The following is a 21252-nucleotide window of genomic DNA, read 5'->3' as shown; positions in this document are numbered from 1 at the left end:
GCCGCGCGTTGCGCGAGCACAGAAGGTCATCAGCCTCCATCCCCTCCTCACGTGAGTCGCGGCACTTCGACGGACTTGGCCCCATCATTGACTTTCGGTTTGTAGCCCATCCGGTCCAACACCTTCATCACCCTAGTCTTCAGACGGTCATCGGCCTCGGCGAGCGCTGTGGCCAACGGCTCAACCGCCGGCTTTCCGATTTTGCGGATGATTTCGGTTACGGATTGTCTGATCTCGTCTTCCTCCGAAACCAACAGGGGCACGAGCGACGGTACAGCAGGCCCGCCGATCTTAATCAACGAATCATAGGCCCGCTGCCGAACATCGCCGACTTCATCCGTCAAGGCATCGACCAATGGATGCACAGCGCGAATGTCTTTGAGCTCACCCAGCACTTCAGCCGCATACTTTCGATTGAGCCAGTGGGTATCTTTCAGGTCCAAAAGCATCGCGTCGGCGCGTGCCGCATTGGGATCCTTCGCGCGAATCCGAAAACTCTTGGCGACCCGTCGCCCGCCTTCTTCGACGACACGAATCGTCGCACCATCCCCCACCTTGATCTGCTTCAGCTCCTCCAACGCCCCATCGTCGACGTCCAGCACGACCGTCTTCCCGTCGTATGCCAACAGTTCGACTTCGAGCTGTTTAGCCTCAGGGTTCACCGCGACGACTCGTTCCGTCACGAGATTGAATCCGTCCTTCTTCACTCCGCCTTTCGGACCGATCTGAATCAGCTTCGGAGGAACTTCATCTGCCATGATCTATATCCTTTACGTCGAACGAAAGATTACGATTTCGCGCGCCAACCGAGACTCGCGAGTACACCTTCTACTGTTTCCTGCACCATCGTATTTTCATCTTCTAGCAGTGAAAGCAGGGGGTCGATCGCCTGCTTCGCCCCGAGCCGCGCAAGCGACTCGGCAGCATTCCGACGCACCAGCCAATCTTCATCCTTGAGCGATTCGATCAACGGGGAGACTCCACGGGCATCGCCGATCTTGCCCAAGGCTTCAGCGGCATGACGCCGCACCATCCAATTATTACCCAGTAGACCTTCGATTAAGGCGTCAACGGCCCGCGCGTCGCCGATTTTTTTCAGCACACGCGCCGCATCCTCACGCACCGTATGATCAGTCAGCGCCTCGACCAACCCAGGCACCGCTCGCGCATCACCGATTCGCTCAAGCGCCCAGACGGCGGCCGTTCGGACTGCGCCATCCTTATCCTTGAGCGCCTTCACAAGGGGATCAACCCCCCGAGGGTCCTTCAGCTTGCCCAATCCCGATGCAGCCTGCTCGCGAATCGCCCATTCATCATCCCTCAACGCCTCAATCAACGGATCGACGACGGAAGGACCGATTCGCACAATCGCACTGGTCGCCGCTTCCCGGATCAGTACATCTTCATCAGCCATCAGCCCGATCAGCGGCCCAACCGCGCCTTCGCCTACTTGACTCAGGCTGGCAATCGCATGGTCGCGGAGCGCATCATTGTCGTCCCGCAGGGCCCCGATCAATTGTTCAATCCGTTCAGCCTGCCCATCCTCACTCATCGTCATCCTGTCCCGCCTGACCCCCGACAGGTGTCCCGTCGAGCGCTTCCAGCTTGTCGGCGATCAACCCTGAATTGTAGGCAACCAGACCGTCTCGGTCTGTCCTCAACCGATTGAACAGTTCTTTGTGCGGCCGCAACACCTCTACGTCTTTCACCTTGGCCAGGGCCTCCATGGCATAGACCCGCAGCGGTCGAATGGGAATAGCCTCGATATAGAGTTCGGCAGGCCTGGCATCGCCGATCAAGCCCAGTGATTTCATCGCCAATTCCTTCACACCCGTATCCTTGTCGACTTGCAACCGGCGCATCAAGGGCTCGACCGCGCGTACATCGCCGATCTTCCCCAGCAAATCGGCGGCAGCTTCACGAACCAGCCAATCGTCATCCTCCAGATACTCGATCAAAATCTCCACGCTGGGACGCCCGATGGCCAGAAGATTGATCACGGTGCTCATGCGGGCCTCTTCCCGTTCGCTCAACTCTTCAATTGCGCGAAGCTCATCGAACATCTCGTCGATACGTTCACGAATGGCGCTCAACTTCTTCAGCGCCCGAACAGCAATATCGCAAACAGCAGGCTGCCCCATCGCACTGATGAACGCATCCGCCGAACGGGGATCGAGCAGATGCTCCAACATCTTTGCAGCCATGATCTGCGCTTCCGGGTCCTGATGGGCCAACATCTTGCAGAGCGGGGCGATTGCATTCGGGATGACTCCCAACAACCCCGAAGCAGCGATACGAACTCCTTCGTCCTTCGAGGCATAGAGCAACGAAGTCAGCGCTGAAGCGGTCGTCTCATCGAGCACGCCCGCCATGTGTTCCAAGGCTGATGCGCCTGCCTTACGAACCGCCTCATCTTCATCGCACAGTAACCCGACCAAGGGCACGCCGGCCTGAGGATCATTCACACGTGCCAGCATGGCCGCTGCTTCGGCTTTCAACGATGACGAGCCGGTCTGCAACGCGGAAATAAGTGCCTGAACTGCGCGAGGCCCGCCAGAGAGACAGGCTGCAGTCGCCCGCATCCGTCGCCAGTCTTCTTCGTGGACCAGCTCAGAGACCAGCGTTTCGATCGTTTCCTTTGGCATAGCTCGACGGTCTGACTTGCAATAAACGCTGAGCGATCAATTCACAATTCAACATTCACCATTACACATTGGCCCAACAGGATGCTCAAAAAGGCCGTTCAGCAAGGCCGCAGCGTCTGAATAAGGCTGAGGTCAAGGTTGAGCAAGATTCAGAGGTCCCTCACTTCAACCTTAACCTTAGCCTCAACCTTCCCCAATACCGCTGGCGGCTTTTTCAGCATCCTGCTAGATGCGCCCTGCCCGCCAGCCCACCTTCGCCAACGTCTCTTTGACATGGTAGCGGATGTTGTCATCCGATTCCTGTGCCAACAGCGCCAGCAACGGCGCAATCACGCGATTCCCGAATCGAGTCAAGGCGTCGGCGGCATCTGTTCGTGTCATCGTATAGCGAAGCGCCTTGATGAGTGATGGGATGGCCGCCTCGTCTCGGATCACCCCTAAGGCCTTGGCAGCGACGCCTAATACGATGATGTCCTCATTCCAATGATCACCGCAGCTGTCGATCGGCTGCGAGGCCTTCGGTCGATCCACGCCTTCAAGCACATCGATCAGAACCGGCACTGCGCGGCGATCACCGATCCGGCCCAGCGCCTCAATGGCCAGGGGCTGCAGCCCCGGTTCTTTCATCACCATCACGAGGAATTCCACGGCGCGCGCATCTCCGATCTGACCGAGCGCGCGGACTGCATCCTCACGGACCGCCCTGTCCTGATCGTTAAAGAGTACCGACAACAGCGGGACCACAGCCTGGGAGGATCTTGTCTTCCCCAAGGCCTCAACCGCATGCAACCGCACCAACCATTCGCCGTGGGTCAGCGCAGCAAGCAACGACGAGAGCGCTGCTTCTCCGATGGCCGCGAGGGCCGTCGACGCCTCCTCACGCACAGCCTTCACCGAGTCTTGGAGGCGCGGAACCAATACGCCAACAGCTTCAGGATCTTGAATCCGACCCAACGCCTTGGCCGCGTGCATCCGCACAATCCAATCGGGACTCGAGAGCGCCGCCATCAGCGGGGTGAGGACTCTGGCATCGGCAATAGTCGCCAATACCGATGAGGCCAGCTCCTGAACGGTGAGCACCGGATCAGACAGACAATCCCCCAGCGGCAACACAGCCGGCTCTCCCATGGCCAAGAGAGCCCCGATCGCTGCATCACGAACCGCGCGATCGCGATCGCGAAGCATGGAGACCAACGGCGCCACAGCCCTCGGATCCCGAAACGTGCCAAGCATCGTGGCAGCCTCTTCGCGGATCGCCCAATCCTCGTCCTCAAGAGCCGCGATCTGTTCGGCTACCGTATCAGCCATGCCTGACCTTGATTCCAAGAGGTACCTACCCAATCAATGGTCATCTAGCCTTTATGCCCCTAGACCCCTGTGCAAAATCACCCGAAGGGCCGAATCGGCCTGAGTCGCCAAGCGGCATGTCCACCCGAGCATTGTCGACCGCGCTCGAATTGACGACGACGTCTTCCGGGGACGGTATCCACCCCAATTTCTCAAGTGTTTCGAGCGCTAGTTGCCGCAAGGCATCTTTCGCCGTCAGTCGGACCGATGCATAGGAGAGCACCCGCTCCCCTTCTGCAACGACTTCGGATGCTTTCGGATCATACAGAAAGGCGATCAATGGTTCGATTGCCGTATCCCCGATCGTTGCCAGCGCGGCGCTGGCCTTCTCACGCAACACTCCATCCTTCAACAACATGATCAGGTCGGGAATGACGCGAGGATCGCGAAACTGGCCGAGCGCCGTCGCTGCCGCTTCCTTGATAAATGCGTCCTCACTGACGATGCAGCCTGGAGTCGGGGCCCCATCCTGTCGAATACCCTTCCCCTTCAATGCATCCAGGACAGGAGGCAAGGCGCGGGGATCGCCGATCATACCGAGCGATGCAATGGCATGCCGCTTGACCGCTCCGTCTTTCATCGCCTCGATCAAGGCATCGATCGCCCTTGGATCGGCGATCTGGCCCAGGGCAATCGTGGCATCTTCGCGGACAGCCCGATCCGGATCTTTCAGCGCAGCAATCAGGGCATCGACAACTTTAGAATCCCGTACCCAGGTTCGGCCGATTTGATAGTCGGTAGTCATCCCCCCGAGTGCGCGGGCCGCGTGACACCTGACGACAAAATCCTTGTCCTTGAGACAGTCAATCAACGGATCGACGGAAGGCTGGCCGATGGAGATGAGCGCAGTCCCGGCTGTTTCCCGAACCGTTTTCGACGGGTCACGGAAAAACTTGATGAGGACAGTGATCGCCCTCGGATCGCCGATCTTACCCAGCGCCTCTGCCACCGCACTCTTTACGGCTCCATCGCGATCTCGACACACAGGTATGAGCGCCTCGACGGTTTTCCGATCCTTTATCTCCCCACAGGTCTTTGCGGCATGTTCGCGGACACGCCACCGTTCATCCTTTAATGCAATGTTCAGACGGTCAACGACCGTGGCCCCCATTGAGGCCATAGCAGCCACAGCTTCGTTCCGCACCTCCATGATCGAATCGTTGAACAGGACGATCAGCGCTTCCACCGCCTTCGGCCCGCCGATCCTGGCCACTCCCCAACCAGCATGGGCCCGCACAGTCCAATATTCGTCCCCACAGGCGCCGATAAGCACGTCCAACGTCGCGGGGTCAGCGAGTTCCCCAAGAGCCTTGGATGCCTCTTCTCGAGTCGCATCGTCGACATCCTCGAGTGCGTCTAACAGATCTTCGAGCGTCTGGGCCATCGGTACCGCTCCTCTACTGATACTGGTAATCACGTTGACCGCTGTACGGAAAGGTCCGGCTGCAGCGGACAATCAGAGTTTGGGTCCCTCGCCCCTCCACACATTGGTCGAACGACTGGGCGATTTCCAATTTCCCTTCTATGTTCACCGCGAACGGAAAATCAAATGTGAAGCTCACAAACTTATATTTCCCCGGCTTCAGTTTGAGGACCCGCAACTCGGTCGTCCTGTAAGCGTCCATGGACTCTGGATCGGAACCGTAGATGGATGGAGTAACGCCGGGCACTTGCCACCAAGTCTGAGGATTTATCGTAGTGGCATCGATGGTAATCGTATGTTCCTGGGTGTAGGCAGCCGGTTGACCAGCCACGACCGGCGAGACCACCGCCGCAGAGCCCAACAACCCTCCAACCAGGCAAAGGATCATGTACCTTGTCACCTTCTGCATGACGCGACCTATTGCAGGCTGGATCCTTGTGAAGCTGCGGCAAAGGCTGCCTGAAAAATTTCTTCCACGGCCTGACTCTCCCACTCGGTATGGGTCTGCAATCCCAACGTCCGCATCACCGTTGCGCCGGTATCTAAGATGGAGACCGGCTGGTGAATGGCATAACCAGGTTTAATCCCCACTCCCGAAGCAATCCAAGGAACCATCGGAACGCTCCCATCAGCCGCTTCTTGGCTCGTGTCCCTGCCGTCAGCACTGAGCGACGTGACAAAGAGGGTTGTCCGCTTGGTCAGCCCCCGCTCGTGATAGATATCCAACACAGAGTGGATCGCCTTATCCACCGAGCGAAGGGCGTCACGGTACTCCTTCGAGGTCCAGCCTTTCGATACACCCACTCGACCAGCCTCGGGAAGATGCACAACCAAGAAATGCGGGAGCGAAAGGATCGCATGTCCGTAGCCATGACCGCTGGCTGCTTTCTGGAAATATTGACGGATGTAGGACACGATCCGATCTGTACTGCATTCAGGTTTCAGGGGCCCGCACATCTGGTAATCGGTGTAGGGTTCCGGTCTCGCCAGTTGATAGAGCGACTCGTCCATAAAGAAAATCGCGCTGTCACGCCCTCCGCTTAAATCGAGATAGTCGAACAGGCTCGGCGTGCGCGGGTAACCGCGGCTGAATTCAAAGGTGTTCCAGGTAATGCCATGTTTCTCGACCGGCATCCCCGTAATGAGTGACGCCATCGTCGGCAGTCGCAAAGCAGGCCTTACCGCCGTGGCTGACCAGGTAACAGCCCCTTCCTTGATCAACCGGCTGAGGGTTGGCATCGTACCGCCTTTTAGAGAGTTCTCCCCGAAACCCTCGAGGACGAACAGAATCACATGTTCAGTTGGAGCCACTGAGGCAGAGACCTGAGCCGCCGCCGAGCCAGCAACCACTGTTGTCCCACTCTGGGAAAGCAGACAGAGAGAGAACAATGATATGGCCAGCATCCGAATCGACCACCCGCGACCAAAGCTGAATAGCTTGTACACAGATCTGTTCCTTCTCTTCTTCGCCTAGCAGTTCGTTGACGAACGAGATAACGACGTCGGAAACGACTCCTTAGCCCAAGACCACCGACGGAAGCTGAATGACCGGCAGACTGTTCAGAAAGGCCGTCCAGCAAGGCCGCAGCGAGTGAAGAGGCGCGGCGTACACTTCGGTACGTTGAGCCTCTGAACGATGCGAGAACGCCGCTGGCGGGCTTTATCAACAGCCTGCCAGAAGACTTCTACGCTATCATGGCCATTTCCGCCAAGGCAAGCGAGGCCAGGCTCGACCTGCACGATCCTTCAGGATTCATAGGGGTAGCCGCTCCTGGCAGGACCGTCAATGTCAGTGTATGCTTATCAGTAGCTTCCCGACTATCGACGACTCGGCTCGGGATGCGGCGGTTCTATTCTAATATGGTAAGGACGATGCGCCTCATTACTCTGTTCATAATCCTATTTGCCTGGCCGGCAATTGCTCTGGCAGAAATCCGAGTGGTGGCCGCCCAGGGCGAACACAGGATGGGAGACCGTGACACCAGAGAAGACGCCATCCGCCTGGCCACCGAAACAGCTAAGCGAAACGCCCTGGAACAGGTCGCCGTCTACCTCGAGAACATCACCATCGTGAACGGTCTTGATGTGACGAAAGACGAAATTCGAACCTATACCGCTGGCCTGGTTTTTGTCCTGGAGCAGGCGACCAACACGACGCTTGATGGAAATACCATCGTCGTCAGAACGGATCTGGTGGCCCAGATCGATACGGAAGAAGTGCGACAGGCCATCGCGACCTTGCGGGAGAACAAGGACGCCTGGCATCAACTCGTCGCGCTGCAACAGGAAAATGACCAACTGCAGCAAGAACTCGCCGCGGCGAACCAGGCTTTGGCACAAGCCTCGACCACGGAGCAGACACGGCTGGCGGCCCAGCACCGCCAAAGCATCTTGAATCGAGTGCAATCGAACGCCATGGTCTCGCAAGCTTGGACGGATTGGTTGCTCATCTCACCGGCGGTCTATCCCTCTTCCCAGATGGGGTTGGCCCACATCCAGACTCTTCTGGCCGCCGCACAAGGCTTATATTCCACAAGCCCGCATGTCCATGTGGCACAGCAAGTGACTACGACAAGACAGCCGCCGGCGCCGCCACAACCGCCCATTCCCCCTGAACCGGGAGCGAGACCAGCGACAATGCCACGCCATCAGATCACACCTGCGCCGGGATCCCAGACCGTTCGACGAACGTTGAACGAAATCACGTATCACACACCAACAGGGCAACCGTACACAAGCCATCAACCCGGCCTCATGAATCAGATGCCGCCCTCGCCAGGCATATCACCTATGACAAGCCAAATTGCCCCGGCGATGAATCAAATCCATCCGCAAACCTTCCGGCACATACCACAGATGTCCCCTCAGATTGCGCCCCATGGTTTCGGTAGAGGCGAACATCAAGGGGGCAGCGGTCGAGGAGGCGGAGGATCGGGGAGCGGGCACGGTGGGGGCGGAGGACGAGGGAGGTAACGAGTGAGAAGCAGAGGTAGTCAGTTGGTCGCGTTGATCGCCGCTGGTTGCGCAGTCTTGCTGCAGCTGTATTCGTTTGCTGCGGATTCAGGCGATGTTCGAACCCATGCAGAACAATCCTTTGATCAACTCAAGCAGCAGAGCATGCAACAAGACTCTTCAAGGGCACCGTCGAGGTTATCTACCAAGATTGACGATCGTCATAGCTATTCATCAGACCAATACCTCATCGGCAAGGGTCAGGGTGATATGGCCAAGGGTCCGATCGTCTGCCAGCGCGTATCGGAACTCTCTGCCCGCACCGACCTCGCGAAACAAATCCGCATTCTGGTGAAAGAACATATGGTCGACCGCATCCGCGAGCGGACCGGCCGCGAGACAGAGCAGGATATCGAAGTCACGCGGGAGGAAATCGTTCAAGAATATTTACAAGGTGTGAAAATCGTCGATCGCCAAATCGACGAAGGCAACAAAACGTGTAGCGCCACTGCCGTCATGCCCAAGAGCCAGATCCAGCCTAACCCAGCGCCGGACCGCCTCGAAGCAACCCCAACAGTGGTTCGATAACGGTCTGACTGCCTCCTACCGGCTCTTCCGTTGCAGTCTACGTTCGACATCGGGTATGTAACTCTCCATGCCGGCCGAAAACAGTTTTCAGCACGACGAATTGTCCCGAAAGAATCCTGGCGAACGGATCACCGTTCGCGAGGTCACGCTGACGTCTCTATCAGAATCGCCTCCTGGCCAAGATACCATGGCTACGCTCGGCACACGTCTCTCGCAAACCGGTGTTCGTGTGATCGTCCTGCTACACGGTTCCATTATCGGAACCGACGTCTTTGGGGTGCAACGGTTGGATGAGCTGGGCGGACTCAAGCGTGGCTACTCACGCGGTGTGGCGGGACTCGACGCCTTACTGGCTCTCATGCGCGAGCAGAGTAATGGCATCCCACCAGCGCCCGGTTGGTTGAAGCCTCCCCTCGTAGACGATGATGCCACCAAGAAGCTGCTCGATGAACAGATTGGGGACGCCGGTAATTTCACGAACACCTATGTGGAACTCATGAGACAATCGCTCAACCGTAGCTTGGATCGCCCAATCCATTGTGTCCGGAAGCTCTGGTCCTGTGAACACCACCACCTGGGCCGGGCCTCGGCGGCAGTCTCGATCCTCGGGCATCTTCGTGACTGGTGTGAAACCTACAAGCTGGGCCAGGGAGACCGGATACTCATCCAGGCCCATGGACAGGCAGGATTAGTCCTCGCCCTTGTTTCGAACCTCTTATGTATGACATCGACCAGCAGCCGGACAAGGCTGTTCGACATCCTGACGGCATTTGCCTCACAAGCCAATCGACCTGACATCACGACGACGATCCAACGTATCGCTCCTTTGTTGTCGAGCGGCACGCTCCTCAATGAAGCGATGCTGGACGCCGTCACGTTGGGCGCGCCGGTACGCTACGGGTGGGATCCCTCTGGACTAGGCAGGCTATTGCACATCGTCAACCATCGAAATCTTCGGACCGATGGAAAGACCTGGCTCTCGAAGATGGAGCTGCCCCAGATCACCATGGAGATGCCGATTGCCTGGGGCGGCGACTACATTCAGCAATTGGCCGTAGCCGGCAGCGATGCCGTACCGGTCACCGATGCTGGAAGGGCAGCCAATAAAGCCGTGTGGGAGATCGTGGAGCCGTTTGATGGGTTTGAACGATGGCTAGAGTGCGCCCGCCGTGCTGTCCGAATCCCCAGCGAGGGATTGGGGATTCTTGCCGACTACAAGGATTCCACCGGGTCGACGAATGTGCGCGACCATTATTTTGGCCACGCTGCCTATACACGCATGAATGCGATGCTGTTCAATACAGCTGAAATCGTGCACACACTCTATTCATAGAGAGCCATCCTCGACCACCAACCCCAAGGATGTTCAAAAGGGCCTCTCAGCAAGGCCGTAGCGAGCTGTCTCTTTAGTATGGGGTGGTGGGTGGGATGATCCCAACTGCGCGCAACATTCTCACCCGCCCACTCACTGGCACGCCGAGACGTGCCATTTGCCCGGGCGAGGGCCTTCTGGGTCTCCAACTTTCCCAGAGGGAGCAGGCAGATTGTTCTTTACTGCGCGCATCGAGCGACCACCGCTTTATCGTGGGGACTCTGCGAGCAAGAAGAACGGTCTGCCTGTTCCCTTGCATCTTTCTGAGGCCACGCGTTGCGCGAGCAAGGGGATCGTCCCAGCTACCCCATCCCTCTTTTTCAGCGTCCTGCTACCCTTCGCGCAACTGCACCGCCAACGGTTCCCACGAAAAGATGCCGTCAAGATAGGCGTGGCCGTTCGGTGTGGTGGCGACGAGTTCAATGGATTCGTAGACGCTGATCGTCGTGCCACTGCCGGCTGAGACCGAGACTTGCATCGTGAGAGCTGCGCTCGGCGCATGCGACGCAATGTCCTGATGGGTCCGCAATTGCCTTGGCGAGGCAAGAAGGTTCACGAGCTGAGCGGACGGCGCCTGACGAAACTCGCCATCATAGGTGACCCACAGTCGCACGGCGGCCGACACATGGGCATACCACTGGTCTCCGACCGCATTAGCTTCAACCCAGTTAAACAGTGTGTTCACCCGTGACATGATGGACACAGTCGTCGGCTCCAATGAGGCGGGAATCTGCAATAGGGTCGTGTAAGCAGCATGGACATACCCAAGCGTATCCCATAGTGACGGATTGGCCCCGACGCGCGCCTGAAGTGATTTACTCGGGAGCCTATGCTCCACGTAGTAGGGATTTGCGGCAAGCCGGAGATAGTGCGTGTCCTCAAGATATTTGATCTGATCGAGCTTGCACAATGTTTCATCCCGATCACCGAATCCGATGGTGTTCGGCGCCGAGACACTATCCGCTCCGGTAAAGATCAGCTTGCTCCAGCCGACCGGCGCAATGCAGCTGGCACTCGCCAACCCGTTCAGCTTTTCCAGCACCGCTACACGGCTCTTGATGTCGCTGAAGACCGACTCTAGCCCCTCTTTCGTTCCACGAACCCGTTCAACCAGCAGAGTCTTTTCAAGTTTCCGTTGTTCTTCGAGTTGCCGCACAAACGAGTCTGTCTGCCGATCGAGCTCCAACACTGGTGCCATGTGATCCCCCTTTTCATGTTGATGTGATGCCCCCTACAGCACGCCTGGAACCCAAGGCATTAAGCAAGATGGGTGCCATGGATAACCCCGCAGAAACAGGCTCTGTGCACCCTCTATCCGCAGGCAAGGGCCGGCGGTATGGACAGGTTTGAACGTCGCCCTCTCCGGGCTCCGCAATATTATTGTGCACGATGAACATCAGCCTGTCTGGGGCAATGGGAGAATACTGGGCAGGATGCTCAAAAAGTTCGTCCAGCAAGGCCGCAGCCGATGAAAGCACCGGAGGCGTAGCATTTCTCACCCGCCCACCCCAAGCTGCCAAGACAGCTTATTCTCCGAGTGGGCTACGTTGAGGATGCTTTCGATGGGAGAACGCGCATGGGGAAAGACGCGTCTCGGCGCGTCCGGGTTGGGCGGGTGAGAAGAGCGACTTTTTCAGCATCCTGCAGTAGATTCGTTCAGTGAGGTCGCTGTCACGCCCAACGGCGTCAATAGCACGAGGGCCGCCTTCAGAAGCAGGTTGTCATAGACCGAGACATCGCAGCTCCAGGTCCCATCGAGTCCGGCCACCGCCCGTACACGGTCTGCAGGATAAGCCGCCTTCGCGTCCGTGATGATGTAATGAATCGTGTCACCCGCTTGCGTGGAACACCCCGAGCCAGCAGCTCCTGCGCGGCAATCATCGACAAAGTCTGATGACGATAGGTCTGCGGTTTTTTTGCGAGCGATTTCGTGATGGCCAATTCTTCAACCGTGGCAAGACCATCCTGAAGATAGCGCCGGTAGGCACGGATGGTCTCCAATGCCTGCGGAATCCGTTCACGTAACTCAACCAACGTCCGTGCCTGGCTCAGACAGCGCAGCATCTCTGCTTGCGCTCGCCTAACAAGCGGCGGCGCATCGCTGCGACGGATCTCGATGCCGCGGATCTTCATCGCGCCATGGTCAAACAGGCCCACGAACTGATTCGGCACCGGCATGAGTGGATTGACCCGTGACGGAAGAAACCCAATCCAATGATAGACCCCTTCCACACCGATCGAGAGCCCCGTTCGCTCGGTGATCGCCTGCGCAAGTCTGTCGTAATCCGTCCTGACAGCGCCGGGCTTGACGAGCCAGAGCGAGTCCACAATCGCGTGCAGCAGGCGATAGCCCTGCTGCTCGGCAACCTCCTTGGCCTGCAGCAGCAGCTCGCGGCTGTAAGCCGTAACCGCCTCGTGCGCTTCGATCCGGCCGAACCGGGCGTTCTTATATCCCAAATAGCCGAAGGAGACGACGAGCAGCCACTTGAGCGCCGTTTGTCGTTGGTCGAGCACGGCCCTTTCCGCCGGCTGTGTCGCAGCGGTCATGAGCCGTTTGTATCGCGCACGTTTGTCGAGCAATGGGGCCAGTGTGCGGGGCACCAAGCCCTGACGATGTCGGCAGGTGTGGTGGCCGATCTCCGGCACCCGTGCAGTGGGATCATGGCGACAGCACCGGCAATTGACCGTCTCAGGCGAGATGTTGAAGCGCGTCATGATGGAGGGATACATCGAAGAGAAATCCAGTTCGCCGACCTGTTCGTGATAGCCGACGATCGGGGCAAATACCAGCCCACCCTGGTCGGTGCGCAGCAACTCGAGCGCGGATTTGAAGGTTTCCGGCTCCTGCTTGCGATAGGGAATCAACAGGCCGTCTCGACAAGCCGTCTCGAGCTGCATCGACGTGATCCCCGTCCCGGTCGTCGTGCGAGCCATCTGCTGCAAATCGACCTTCGCGACACGGGCCTGCTCGATAAGGCCTGCCAGGCCCGTCTCCGCCAACGCAAAGGAATTGTGCCGGTCAAGGTGCAATCGTCCCGACAGGGTGCAGGATCCGGCATGGGACAGAATACGGCCATATGAAAAATACGAATGGGGCTTCCTGGCACCGATGGATCGGCGGGGATCGCCATTGAGTGCAAGCGGCAGACATAACCGGTTCGCCATGGTCATGAGACGAGGCAGCAAATAGGAATCGCCCCAGTCCGTCAAGAGAATGTCGGGGTCCTCTCGCGCGAGCAGCTGGTCGAGGCGCTGGATTACATCGGCATCATCGCCTTCCAACAGACGCTCCTTCCCGTCTATTCGCACCACGAGCGGGCCACCTCCACCATGATTCGGGTTGGGTGACGGACTGTCCGGGGACAGTTCCATAATCGTAAGAGGCGGGAGGCCATAATCCGTGTCCCAGGGGGACTACAGCGCCTGAATCGATTGAATCAGGCCTTCGGCTGTGAAGTCTGCCTCACAATGGGCGAGAGGGAAGAGCTGCCGATCGTAAAAATAGCGCTGCGGCAGTGACACATCGACGTGAAAGAACTGCGCGTCCGGACAGACGCGGATCAGACGTCGTGTGATGGACGAAAACTGCGCGGGAGCATGAACCGAGACCTCCAGCACCGGAATCGGGCGAAGCGCACCGAGTTGGTATCGTTCCACCTCTCTGGTGCTGATACGACAGGAGGCATGGCGGAGTAGCCGAAGCACCTGTTCTCGGATAGACGGCGGAGCCGACAGGTAGCAGGTCGGCACAAAGGGATCGACGGCCCGGATGCGGCGACCATCCTCGCAAAGGAGCCAGACGACCATACCCTCTTGCGCCGGATAGACATCAAGAAGCCACCCCGTGAGTCGAGTCGTGGAGCATGCGGGTTTCAAGAATCATCACTTTCTGTTGCAATATGCCGACCTGTTTCTGCTGTTCAATCAACATCGACAGCAGCATCACTTCGAACGGAGTTTCACGCGCGAGATAGGCGCCGGCCGACGCATGGTGGCGGGCTGCGGCGAACAATACATCGAGCGCCTGCTGATCCTCGCGCCGCAACGCACGCCGGTAGCGGCTCCACGAGTCGATTTCCTGCTGGACCAATTGTGTGAGCGTGACAAGCGTGCGGCCCATGCCTATAACCGATTCCAGAGCGGACGCGGAATCCTCCAGCGTCTGGGCTCAAGCCCTCCCTCTTCCTGAAGCCACAGCCCATCCTCGGCCTCTCGCAGGTCGATCGCCCGGCGTGCCTGCGCACGAAGTGTCTCCATAAATCGGCTGCGCCCGCCGGATTCAGGCAGCGCGAGCGGAGTCACACACAGCACTTGTACGCCATGGCCGGCCATATCATGAAGAGCCTCCGTCATGGCACGAAAGAGGCGCATCGCTTCCGTTTCCGGCACCGACTGGTCGTACAACGTGTCGAGCGGACCGGCGAGAATGACGAATCGCGCATCATAGCTACGCAACGCCGACGGGAGACAATCCGTGACCAACCGGACCATCTGATGACAGGTGAAGGCCCGTGAGACGTGAATCTGCTGCAGCACATGAGCCGGTGCCACCCGACTGGCCCTTGCCAGCCGCCCCACTAAGAACGGATCAAAGACATTGGCGCCGGCCAGATACAAGACCGGTTCACCGGCCAACGCGCGATCGACTGCCGCACAGAGGCCCAGTCGATAGACAGATGGCGGTCCGGACAAGAGCACCAACCCCTTCGGCTGATCGGTCGACACAGCACTCCGCCGCAACGCAGCCAACAGGCGGCGAGGCGCATCGATGACCACGCCGCCATTCTCTGTGCGAAACGGAAACTCCATCGTTTGTTGCTGGACCAGAGCCATAGAGCACCTCACGATTCGTTGAAGTGGCGGATCACACCCGCAACAATCCCCTGAATGGAAAACTCGTCCCCTGACGACACGACGATCGGCTTCATCGCTGTATTCGCCGGATGCAGTTCGATTCGGCCGTCCTTGCGGTAATACTTCTTGATCGTCGCTTCGTTATTCACCAGCGCCACCACCGTCTGCCCGTTCCGCGCAGTACCCTGCTTCCGGACCACGACCAGATCGCCGGGGAAAATGCCGTCGTCTTTCATCGACTCGCCTTTCACCCGCAGCGCGAAGGTCTCTCCTCCTCGCAACAGCGGCGGCAGCACCGCCACCAATTCAGCTTGCGTGATCGGTTCGATCGGCGCCCCTGCCGCCACCATCCCGAGCATCGGAATCTGCGCCGATCCTAACTGGTCCAAAGCCATCTCGACCGACAAAGGCACCTCCCACGTGCCGGCCTCATAGCGGCTGATCGTCATGCGGCTCAGCTGCAGCACCTCCGCCAACTTCGCCTGCGTGTATCCCAACCGAACCCGCGCCTGCCTGAACTGTTTAGCCGTCATGTCACAAAATGTTACATATCGAAGTAAGGACTGTCAAGTGGGGGGCAAAGGGGTTCTGTCGTTCTAGCCTTTCTGAGCCCTCACCTCGCACAACCAGCCTAGCCAAGCCTCCTTCCTGCTTTGACGCAATTACTTACTCGAACGCTTAGGTTGCAGCACAAAAGAGTGGTGTGTTAAATGAGGGGCTCGCGGAGGCACAGTATGGCGCACGATGATGAACAGGGACAGCACGAGCGAATATTTACCTTAGCCGAAGCCAATTGTCTCATCCCGGAACTCAACGCCAAACTGACATCGGTTCAACGCGCCAAGATGATCTTGGCGCGCACGAAAGAAGACACAGAGAAAGCCAGTGCCCAGGCTGAATACGGTGGAGGCAGCACCGTTGGGCACCTGTATATCTCAGCCCTTCAACAAGTCAGTGCGAATCTTCAGGCAATTCAAGAACTTGGCATCCTGGTCAAGGACCTGGATCTCGGCCTCTGTGATTTCCCCCATCTTCTCGACGGACGAGTGGTCTATCTCTGCTGGAAGTTCGGAGAACAAGAGATTCTCTGGTGGCATGAAACGACCACCGGCTACAAAGATCGCTGTCCGCTGGAAGGCTTAGGACGTTCATGAAATTTGTCATTCTCGGATTTGATGGGCCCGACGGAGAGGCCAAGAGAAAAATCTATCGCCCGGCGCATCTCGCCAAGATGGAACCTCTCGATGCCCAGGGCCTGATTGTGCTAGCCGGTCCTCTCATGGATAAGACAGGAAGTCTGATCGTTATCGAGGCAGACTCGCTGGAAGATGCCCAACGGTTTGCTCGCGAAGACCCCTATACAGTCAATGGGGTATTTGAACGGGTTGAAGTCCATCCATTTACTCAGGTTTTCCCAAAGGAGCGGTAGCCGAAGGCCTACTGCCTCTCTTTCAGTCCTTACTTCTTCCGCCCCACTTTGGTTGCATTGCCCCTCCAGCCAGTGAGCGGTATAGTTATCTGAATGAAACTCTCCCGAATATTGCTCTATCCCTCCCTTTTCCTATTCCTTCTAGTGGGAACCCCTGCATACAGCGCTTCCACGAAAACCGTCATCGCCGACGCCGAATATGTGATGGCCGATGGCGATACCTTAGCCGGGGCAGAAGAGAAAGTCCTCCAACGAGCCCAACGCAGGGCAGTGGAGGAAGCCGGCATGTATCTCGAATCTACATTCCTCGATGTAGAGAAAGAGTCCGGCGGAAAAACCACACAGACCAGTTCGTTGGAGATCAGAACCATTGCTGCCGCCATCACGGAAACGGAAATCCTCGAAACCAGGCGTTCCTTCAACCTGGACCGTCCCGTTTTCTTCATACGGATTCGTGCGACGGTCAACATAGCCACTCTGGCGGAGGCGATCAGCCGGCTTCAATCCGACCAGAAACTTGCGCAGCACTTTCGCCAACTCCAGCACGAAAATCACCAATTGCGCTCGCAACTGCAAGAACTTCAACGGCAACCGACTGGCGTCCGAATGCTGTCAATCGATCCGACTGGGAAGTCCACCTCACAACAACGGGCACGCGCGATGGTCGAGACTGCCCTCCACACCTCGAATCTATGGGACAAGATCCAGCTCACGACCGATGCCGCCACTCTCGACGATCGCTACGTCGATCCCCTGATTGTGCGAGGACAAACCTATCTTCGGCTGGTTTCACTGGCCTTTTCCCAACAAACTCGACCAGCACAGTATACGAACTATCTGGACAAAGCCGGGATAGACTTCGATCTCGCTCTCAGGCTCGACGACAAGAACATATGGGCATGGATTGGAAAGGGAGATGTACTCGCGTGGCGAAAACAGTGGGAGGAAGCTGCCGCGGCCTACGAGCAAGTTCTTGATCTTGATCCGTTTGCTGATATCGCCCGCCTACGTCTCATCGACCTATACACGACACAAGCCCGCCGCCAGGCTGGCGCCAAGTCCTGGCGTCAAGCATTGGCAACACTGAAGAAGCTCCTCAAGGCTGAAACACCACAAAGCTGGATCCCCTACCAAAAGGAGGCCTATACACTACGGAGTGAAATTTATCTCAAGCTGAATCAGCCGGAAGAGGCGCTTGAAGATCTGTCCACCGTTATTCGCGCCGACCCCACCAATCTTGCCGCTCTGGTAACCAGGGCGAAGCTGTATCAAGAACGATCACAGGGTCGGCTCGCCAAGGAAGACTTTGAGCGAGCCTGTGTCCTGGGATCTAATTCGTCCTGTGAACAATTGCCGTAACATTGCGTAATATCTCCGCATTCTAATAGCATCTCACAATCAAACCGACCAGCCTCCAGCCAGCCCGTCGTGACCTGACTTCCTGAAGACGAGGTTTGACAGACCGGACAGGCCAACCCTATAATGCGCACGCTTAAAGTAGGAACGATATAGGCGCGACTGGCGCCTATGAGCACGGCCCTCATCTTAGGACAAAGGGCCTAACTCTTGTTTGCTCTATAGCCCCAAATTTCCGAAGGGTGGGCCTTCTGCCACGTTGCAGGGGGCACAGAAAGAGCTTAGAGTGAGCATCGTTGAGTATGTTGGAAAATTTGCATTTCTCGTTCTTTAACCCCTTGCCGGAGAGTATCTGTAATGAGTCAGTATCGCGTCCTTCCAGGCCCGGAACATTTTCTTCCTCCAGCGGCGGCAAGTATGGGCATTTATTTGCCAAACCCTGGGGAAGCTCATATCAACGGCGTCATCGTCCCAGAGGAAAAGGCCTACGAGGAAGCGGCGAAACAATTTCTCATGGCCAAGGTGCCGACCCTCTTCCCCGGCCCCTTAGTCCTATGGGCCTGGAACGAAAAAGCGGCCAAGAAAGCCACCGCCATCCGCCACCTGTACAATACGCTCAAGGAATGTGTGCAGCCGGGGCAAACGCCCATGTTGATCCCGATGCCGGACTACCGCCCCAAATACCCCAAGATCAACCCTGAAGTCGAGATCAATCCCAACCATCCGAACCTGACCATCTGGCACAACAAAATCGATTGCTGCATGTTCATCGGGGTCCACTGCCATCAAGCGAATTTGTCGCTCAAAATTATTCGAGGCGGCACGTCTTGCTACACGATTGCCATGTGCGCGCAAGCCGGCCATGAAGATGCCATGCTCTCGTTCCGTGACGCATCGGTCGAAAAGATTATGAAACTGGCCGAGTGGGTGAGAAAATTGAAAGGGACAGTCCAACCACGGCTGACATCAGCCAAAAGCGGAGCCTCAAATTAACGCTACGTCGTCTGAGACTCTGATGATCGTGAAAGGAGCGTGACCCATGGCAGACACACACTCAGTCATCGGCACAAAAAATAAAAAAGGGCAGACGTTTACCGATACTTGGACAATGATGCACGAAGCGCCCCGCACGCCGTCGTTCTATACGGGCAGCGAAGTCATCAAGGAAGCACTCCGACGGGCCAGTTGTGACGTCATGATCGCCTACCCGATTACACCACAGAGCGAAGCAGCCGCCTTGATCGGCGAACTCTTTGCCGAGGGTTACATCGGCGACTACTTCCGCGGCGAAAGCGAATTCGCAGTCATGTCGCAATGCGCAGGAGCGGCCTTCGGCGGAGCCCGGGTATTTACGACGACGGCGGGGCCCGGCACAATGCGCGCGATGGAGAACTTTCCGATGTGGGCCGGCGCACGGTTGCCGATTCAAATGATCGTCACCTGTCGTGGCATCAACTCGCCGCTGTCGATCCAGCCTGACACTCTGGAGATTTCATATCTTTTGAACACCGGTATGCTCGTCTGGCATGCGGAAACCGCACAGGACTTCTTCGATTGGATCCTCAAAGGCTACATGGTGTCGGAAGAACCTGATGTCCACCTACCTTTAGCCCTCTGCTGCGATGGATTCTTTGTGACCCACACGAAGGATGTGGTCAACCTCACCCCAGCCGACATGTGCCTTCCACCCTATGACCCATACCGCTCCCCCGTGCCCTGTATGGATATGGAATGCCCGCCAGTCCGAATGATGCGCGACCCGTTTGTCATGAAGAGCAACTACATCAGCTATGCCACCCACGCATCCTGGCAGCAAGAAGTCTGGGCGGCAGTGGAACGGTCCCGCAAGCACACGATCAAGTGGATCAATGGATTGATCGAGACAGAAAATACCGATGCCGAGGTCGTCATTGTCTCCTCTGGTACAGCAGTGTCACAGGGTCGTGAAGCCATCCGGCTCCTCGAGGATGAAGGTATCCGTTGCGGTCTGGTCAAGATCAAGGCTTTGCGGCCTTGGCCGGGCGAGGAAATCCGTGAAGCCACAAAGAACGCCAAGTACATCGTCGTCCCGGAGTTCAACGTGACCGGGTGGTTGGCAAAGGAAATTAGAGCCAGCATCCCCAACAGCGATCGTCTGAACGCCGGTCCGCGTGTCTGCGGAGGCATGACGATGCCACCGGAAATTATTGTTTCCGAGATCAAGAACCTGCTCGGCATGCGTGCCATGTCGTTGGCCGGTCGTGGTAGCTGATAGGATACAGGTTAAGGTCGAGGCTAAGGTCAAGGGAAGAACAAGCTATCTGCCTTCCACTCAACCTCAGCCTTAACCTTCTATAATCATTCGAACGAGGAGGCCATCATGAGCAAGGAGCGTATCAAGATTTCGGAAGACCTATACGACATTATGCCGTCCGACTATCAAGACCTGGTCAAGAGCGCGACCTATGGTAAGGAGGACCGAGGCTGGAAGGATATCGGGAACAGCAAGGAATTGATCGAGCAGCACTCCCTCTGCGCCGGCTGCCCGGAATCCATGGCCTTCCGTTACATCCTGGCCTCTTTGCCGAACCCCGAAGACACAGTCATGGTCGGCTCCACCGGTTGCACCAGCTTGGTGTTCCCCATGGTCGCCGTGCACAACATTCACTCCCTCTTCGGTAATCAAAACGCCATCGCTTCCGGCTTGAAGCGCGCCTTAACCGTCCGTTTCCCTGGCCGGACAAAAGACGTCGTCGTGCTCGCCGGCGACGGCGCCACCGTCGATATCGGCCTCGACATGACACTGCAAGCCTGGTTTCGCCAAGAGAAGTTCACCACGATCTGTTTCGATAACGAACTGTACGCCAATACCGGCGGCCAGGAGAGCGGCTTGATGCAGAAGGGGTTCGTCGCGAAGATGGCCCCGGTCGGAAAGCTTTTCGACAAGGTCCGTCTGCCGGAAATCGCTCGCGAATCAGGCTGTCATTACGTGATCTCCTGCACCGTCAGTAAACCATCGCTTGTTGAGAAGGTGGTCCGGAACGCGGTCATGATCGCGCGCGAAATCGGCCCGACCTATCTCCAGCTCTACACGCCCTGCATTCTCGAAATCGGGAAGAACAGCATGGAAGGGCTCCAGGAAATGCGGGATTCTGAGAAGCCGACCGAGCGGTTCGCGTACAAGGAATTTATCAGTGAGCCAGCCAAGGAACTGTTGGCGGAGCTGGCTGCCAAGGACAAGGAAAAGAAGGCCGCTGCGAAGCAGCTCGCCGCGCAAGGGGCCTAAACCGAATCTCGGGAGAGACGA

The 21252-nt window shown here is 57.4% G+C and carries 22 protein-coding genes; 9 read left to right on the top strand and 13 right to left on the bottom strand.

The genetic code is table 11. From position 1 onward, the window contains the following. Positions 1–47: 47 nt before the first annotated feature. The 7 genes from HZB34_08175 to HZB34_08145 form a co-directional block, all read right to left on the bottom strand. Positions 48–758, bottom strand: a complete 711-nt coding sequence (locus tag HZB34_08175) for a HEAT repeat domain-containing protein (GenBank protein MBI5315932.1) — start codon at positions 756–758, stop codon at positions 48–50. A gap of 29 nt (positions 759–787) precedes the next feature. Continuing rightward, positions 788–1552, bottom strand: a complete 765-nt coding sequence (locus tag HZB34_08170; GenBank protein MBI5315931.1) for a HEAT repeat domain-containing protein — start codon at positions 1550–1552, stop codon at positions 788–790. Next, positions 1545–2645: a HEAT repeat domain-containing protein gene (locus HZB34_08165; GenBank protein ID MBI5315930.1), complete on the bottom strand. Its 1101-nt coding sequence runs from the start codon at positions 2643–2645 to the stop codon at positions 1545–1547. Before HZB34_08165 ends, HZB34_08170 begins: the two co-directional genes overlap by 8 nt. Positions 2646–2870: 225 nt before the next feature. Beyond that, a complete protein-coding gene (locus HZB34_08160) occupies positions 2871–3953 on the bottom strand; it encodes a HEAT repeat domain-containing protein (GenBank protein ID MBI5315929.1) in 1083 nt (360 codons plus the stop codon). A 40-nt stretch (positions 3954–3993) separates the two neighbouring features. Continuing rightward, positions 3994–5376 (bottom strand): HEAT repeat domain-containing protein, encoded by a 1383-nt coding sequence (locus HZB34_08155; GenBank protein MBI5315928.1) that lies wholly within the window; start codon positions 5374–5376, stop codon positions 3994–3996. A gap of 13 nt (positions 5377–5389) precedes the next feature. Next, complete coding sequence (locus HZB34_08150; protein MBI5315927.1) at positions 5390–5803, bottom strand: hypothetical protein; 414 nt, start codon at positions 5801–5803, stop codon at positions 5390–5392. A gap of 29 nt (positions 5804–5832) precedes the next feature. Continuing rightward, a complete protein-coding gene (locus HZB34_08145; GenBank protein ID MBI5315926.1) occupies positions 5833–6861 on the bottom strand; it encodes an alkaline phosphatase family protein in 1029 nt (342 codons plus the stop codon). Positions 6862–7287: 426 nt separating this feature from the next. On the opposite strand from HZB34_08145, the gene HZB34_08140 reads away from it, so the two are divergent. The 3 genes from HZB34_08140 to HZB34_08130 all read left to right on the top strand — a co-directional run bounded on the left by HZB34_08140 (position 7288) and on the right by HZB34_08130 (position 10288). Then, positions 7288–8388, top strand: a complete 1101-nt coding sequence (locus tag HZB34_08140) for a hypothetical protein (GenBank protein ID MBI5315925.1) — start codon at positions 7288–7290, stop codon at positions 8386–8388. Positions 8389–8391: 3 nt separating this feature from the next. After that, complete coding sequence (locus HZB34_08135) at positions 8392–8955, top strand: LPP20 family lipoprotein (protein MBI5315924.1); 564 nt, start codon at positions 8392–8394, stop codon at positions 8953–8955. Between the two features lie 67 nt (positions 8956–9022). Further along, positions 9023–10288, top strand: coding sequence for a hypothetical protein (locus HZB34_08130; protein ID MBI5315923.1), 1266 nt, complete (start codon positions 9023–9025; stop codon positions 10286–10288). A 370-nt stretch (positions 10289–10658) separates the two neighbouring features. Here the strand turns inward: HZB34_08130 and HZB34_08125 are convergent, their stop codons facing one another. From HZB34_08125 to lexA, 6 genes are all read right to left on the bottom strand, one after another. Further along, positions 10659–11525: a hypothetical protein gene (locus HZB34_08125; GenBank protein ID MBI5315922.1), complete on the bottom strand. Its 867-nt coding sequence runs from the start codon at positions 11523–11525 to the stop codon at positions 10659–10661. A gap of 509 nt (positions 11526–12034) precedes the next feature. Continuing rightward, positions 12035–13699, bottom strand: coding sequence for a hypothetical protein (locus HZB34_08120; protein ID MBI5315921.1), 1665 nt, complete (start codon positions 13697–13699; stop codon positions 12035–12037). Positions 13700–13741: 42 nt separating this feature from the next. Further along, positions 13742–14134 carry a hypothetical protein gene (locus tag HZB34_08115; protein MBI5315920.1) on the bottom strand — a complete coding sequence of 131 codons (393 nt, stop codon included), beginning with the start codon at positions 14132–14134 and terminating at the stop codon, positions 13742–13744. Positions 14135–14156: 22 nt separating this feature from the next. Continuing rightward, positions 14157–14447, bottom strand: coding sequence for a hypothetical protein (locus HZB34_08110; protein ID MBI5315919.1), 291 nt, complete (start codon positions 14445–14447; stop codon positions 14157–14159). Between the two features lie 2 nt (positions 14448–14449). After that, the gene (locus HZB34_08105) at positions 14450–15160 is read right to left on the bottom strand and encodes a hypothetical protein (GenBank protein ID MBI5315918.1); all 711 of its coding nucleotides are present in this window, start codon (positions 15158–15160) and stop codon (positions 14450–14452) included. A gap of 8 nt (positions 15161–15168) precedes the next feature. Further along, positions 15169–15714 carry a repressor LexA gene (gene lexA, locus HZB34_08100; GenBank protein MBI5315917.1) on the bottom strand — a complete coding sequence of 182 codons (546 nt, stop codon included), beginning with the start codon at positions 15712–15714 and terminating at the stop codon, positions 15169–15171. Positions 15715–15915: 201 nt separating this feature from the next. Between lexA and HZB34_08095 the strand changes: the two genes are divergently transcribed. The 6 genes from HZB34_08095 (at position 15916) to HZB34_08070 (ending at position 21231) form a co-directional block, all read left to right on the top strand. Beyond that, entirely contained in the window at positions 15916–16335 is a 420-nt protein-coding gene (locus tag HZB34_08095; protein ID MBI5315916.1) for a DUF2203 domain-containing protein, read from the top strand. Then, positions 16332–16610 (top strand): hypothetical protein, encoded by a 279-nt coding sequence (locus tag HZB34_08090; protein MBI5315915.1) that lies wholly within the window; start codon positions 16332–16334, stop codon positions 16608–16610. Before HZB34_08095 ends, HZB34_08090 begins: the two co-directional genes overlap by 4 nt. Before the next feature lie 93 nt (positions 16611–16703). Further along, positions 16704–17969, top strand: coding sequence for a hypothetical protein (locus tag HZB34_08085; protein MBI5315914.1), 1266 nt, complete (start codon positions 16704–16706; stop codon positions 17967–17969). A gap of 354 nt (positions 17970–18323) precedes the next feature. Beyond that, positions 18324–18959 (top strand): carbon monoxide dehydrogenase, encoded by a 636-nt coding sequence (locus HZB34_08080; GenBank protein MBI5315913.1) that lies wholly within the window; start codon positions 18324–18326, stop codon positions 18957–18959. A gap of 46 nt (positions 18960–19005) precedes the next feature. Then, positions 19006–20217, top strand: coding sequence for a ferredoxin oxidoreductase (locus HZB34_08075; GenBank protein MBI5315912.1), 1212 nt, complete (start codon positions 19006–19008; stop codon positions 20215–20217). Between the two features lie 108 nt (positions 20218–20325). After that, the gene (locus HZB34_08070; protein MBI5315911.1) at positions 20326–21231 is read left to right on the top strand and encodes a ferredoxin oxidoreductase; all 906 of its coding nucleotides are present in this window, start codon (positions 20326–20328) and stop codon (positions 21229–21231) included. Positions 21232–21252: the final 21 nt, after the last annotated feature.

It is taken from the genome of Nitrospirota bacterium (assembly GCA_016219645.1).
In the GTDB taxonomy this organism is placed as follows: Bacteria; Nitrospirota; Nitrospiria; order Nitrospirales; family Nitrospiraceae; genus Palsa-1315.
This window is presented reverse-complemented; position numbering and strand designations above follow the sequence as displayed.

What these genes read in the sequence shown, in the direction of transcription:
- HZB34_08175 (MBI5315932.1), bottom strand. Translation starts at nt 758, where the DNA reads ATGGCAGATGAAGTTCCTCCGAAGCTGATTCAGATCGGTCCGAAAGGC.
- HZB34_08170 (MBI5315931.1), bottom strand. Translation starts at nt 1,552, where the DNA reads ATGAGTGAGGATGGGCAGGCTGAACGGATTGAACAATTGATCGGGGCC.
- HZB34_08165 (MBI5315930.1), bottom strand. Translation starts at nt 2,645, where the DNA reads ATGCCAAAGGAAACGATCGAAACGCTGGTCTCTGAGCTGGTCCACGAA.
- HZB34_08160 (MBI5315929.1), bottom strand. Translation starts at nt 3,953, where the DNA reads ATGGCTGATACGGTAGCCGAACAGATCGCGGCTCTTGAGGACGAGGAT.
- HZB34_08155 (MBI5315928.1), bottom strand. Translation starts at nt 5,376, where the DNA reads ATGGCCCAGACGCTCGAAGATCTGTTAGACGCACTCGAGGATGTCGAC.
- HZB34_08150 (MBI5315927.1), bottom strand. Translation starts at nt 5,803, where the DNA reads ATGATCCTTTGCCTGGTTGGAGGGTTGTTGGGCTCTGCGGCGGTGGTC.
- HZB34_08140 (MBI5315925.1), top strand. Translation starts at nt 7,288, where the DNA reads ATGCGCCTCATTACTCTGTTCATAATCCTATTTGCCTGGCCGGCAATT.
- HZB34_08130 (MBI5315923.1), top strand. Translation starts at nt 9,023, where the DNA reads ATGCCGGCCGAAAACAGTTTTCAGCACGACGAATTGTCCCGAAAGAAT.
- HZB34_08125 (MBI5315922.1), bottom strand. Translation starts at nt 11,525, where the DNA reads ATGGCACCAGTGTTGGAGCTCGATCGGCAGACAGACTCGTTTGTGCGG.
- HZB34_08120 (MBI5315921.1), bottom strand. Translation starts at nt 13,699, where the DNA reads ATGGAACTGTCCCCGGACAGTCCGTCACCCAACCCGAATCATGGTGGA.
- HZB34_08115 (MBI5315920.1), bottom strand. Translation starts at nt 14,134, where the DNA reads ATGGTCGTCTGGCTCCTTTGCGAGGATGGTCGCCGCATCCGGGCCGTC.
- HZB34_08110 (MBI5315919.1), bottom strand. Translation starts at nt 14,447, where the DNA reads ATGGGCCGCACGCTTGTCACGCTCACACAATTGGTCCAGCAGGAAATC.
- HZB34_08105 (MBI5315918.1), bottom strand. Translation starts at nt 15,160, where the DNA reads ATGGCTCTGGTCCAGCAACAAACGATGGAGTTTCCGTTTCGCACAGAG.
- lexA (MBI5315917.1), bottom strand. Translation starts at nt 15,714, where the DNA reads ATGACGGCTAAACAGTTCAGGCAGGCGCGGGTTCGGTTGGGATACACG.
- HZB34_08095 (MBI5315916.1), top strand. Translation starts at nt 15,916, where the DNA reads ATGGCGCACGATGATGAACAGGGACAGCACGAGCGAATATTTACCTTA.
- HZB34_08090 (MBI5315915.1), top strand. Translation starts at nt 16,332, where the DNA reads ATGAAATTTGTCATTCTCGGATTTGATGGGCCCGACGGAGAGGCCAAG.
- HZB34_08085 (MBI5315914.1), top strand. Translation starts at nt 16,704, where the DNA reads ATGAAACTCTCCCGAATATTGCTCTATCCCTCCCTTTTCCTATTCCTT.
- HZB34_08080 (MBI5315913.1), top strand. Translation starts at nt 18,324, where the DNA reads ATGAGTCAGTATCGCGTCCTTCCAGGCCCGGAACATTTTCTTCCTCCA.
- HZB34_08075 (MBI5315912.1), top strand. Translation starts at nt 19,006, where the DNA reads ATGGCAGACACACACTCAGTCATCGGCACAAAAAATAAAAAAGGGCAG.
- HZB34_08070 (MBI5315911.1), top strand. Translation starts at nt 20,326, where the DNA reads ATGAGCAAGGAGCGTATCAAGATTTCGGAAGACCTATACGACATTATG.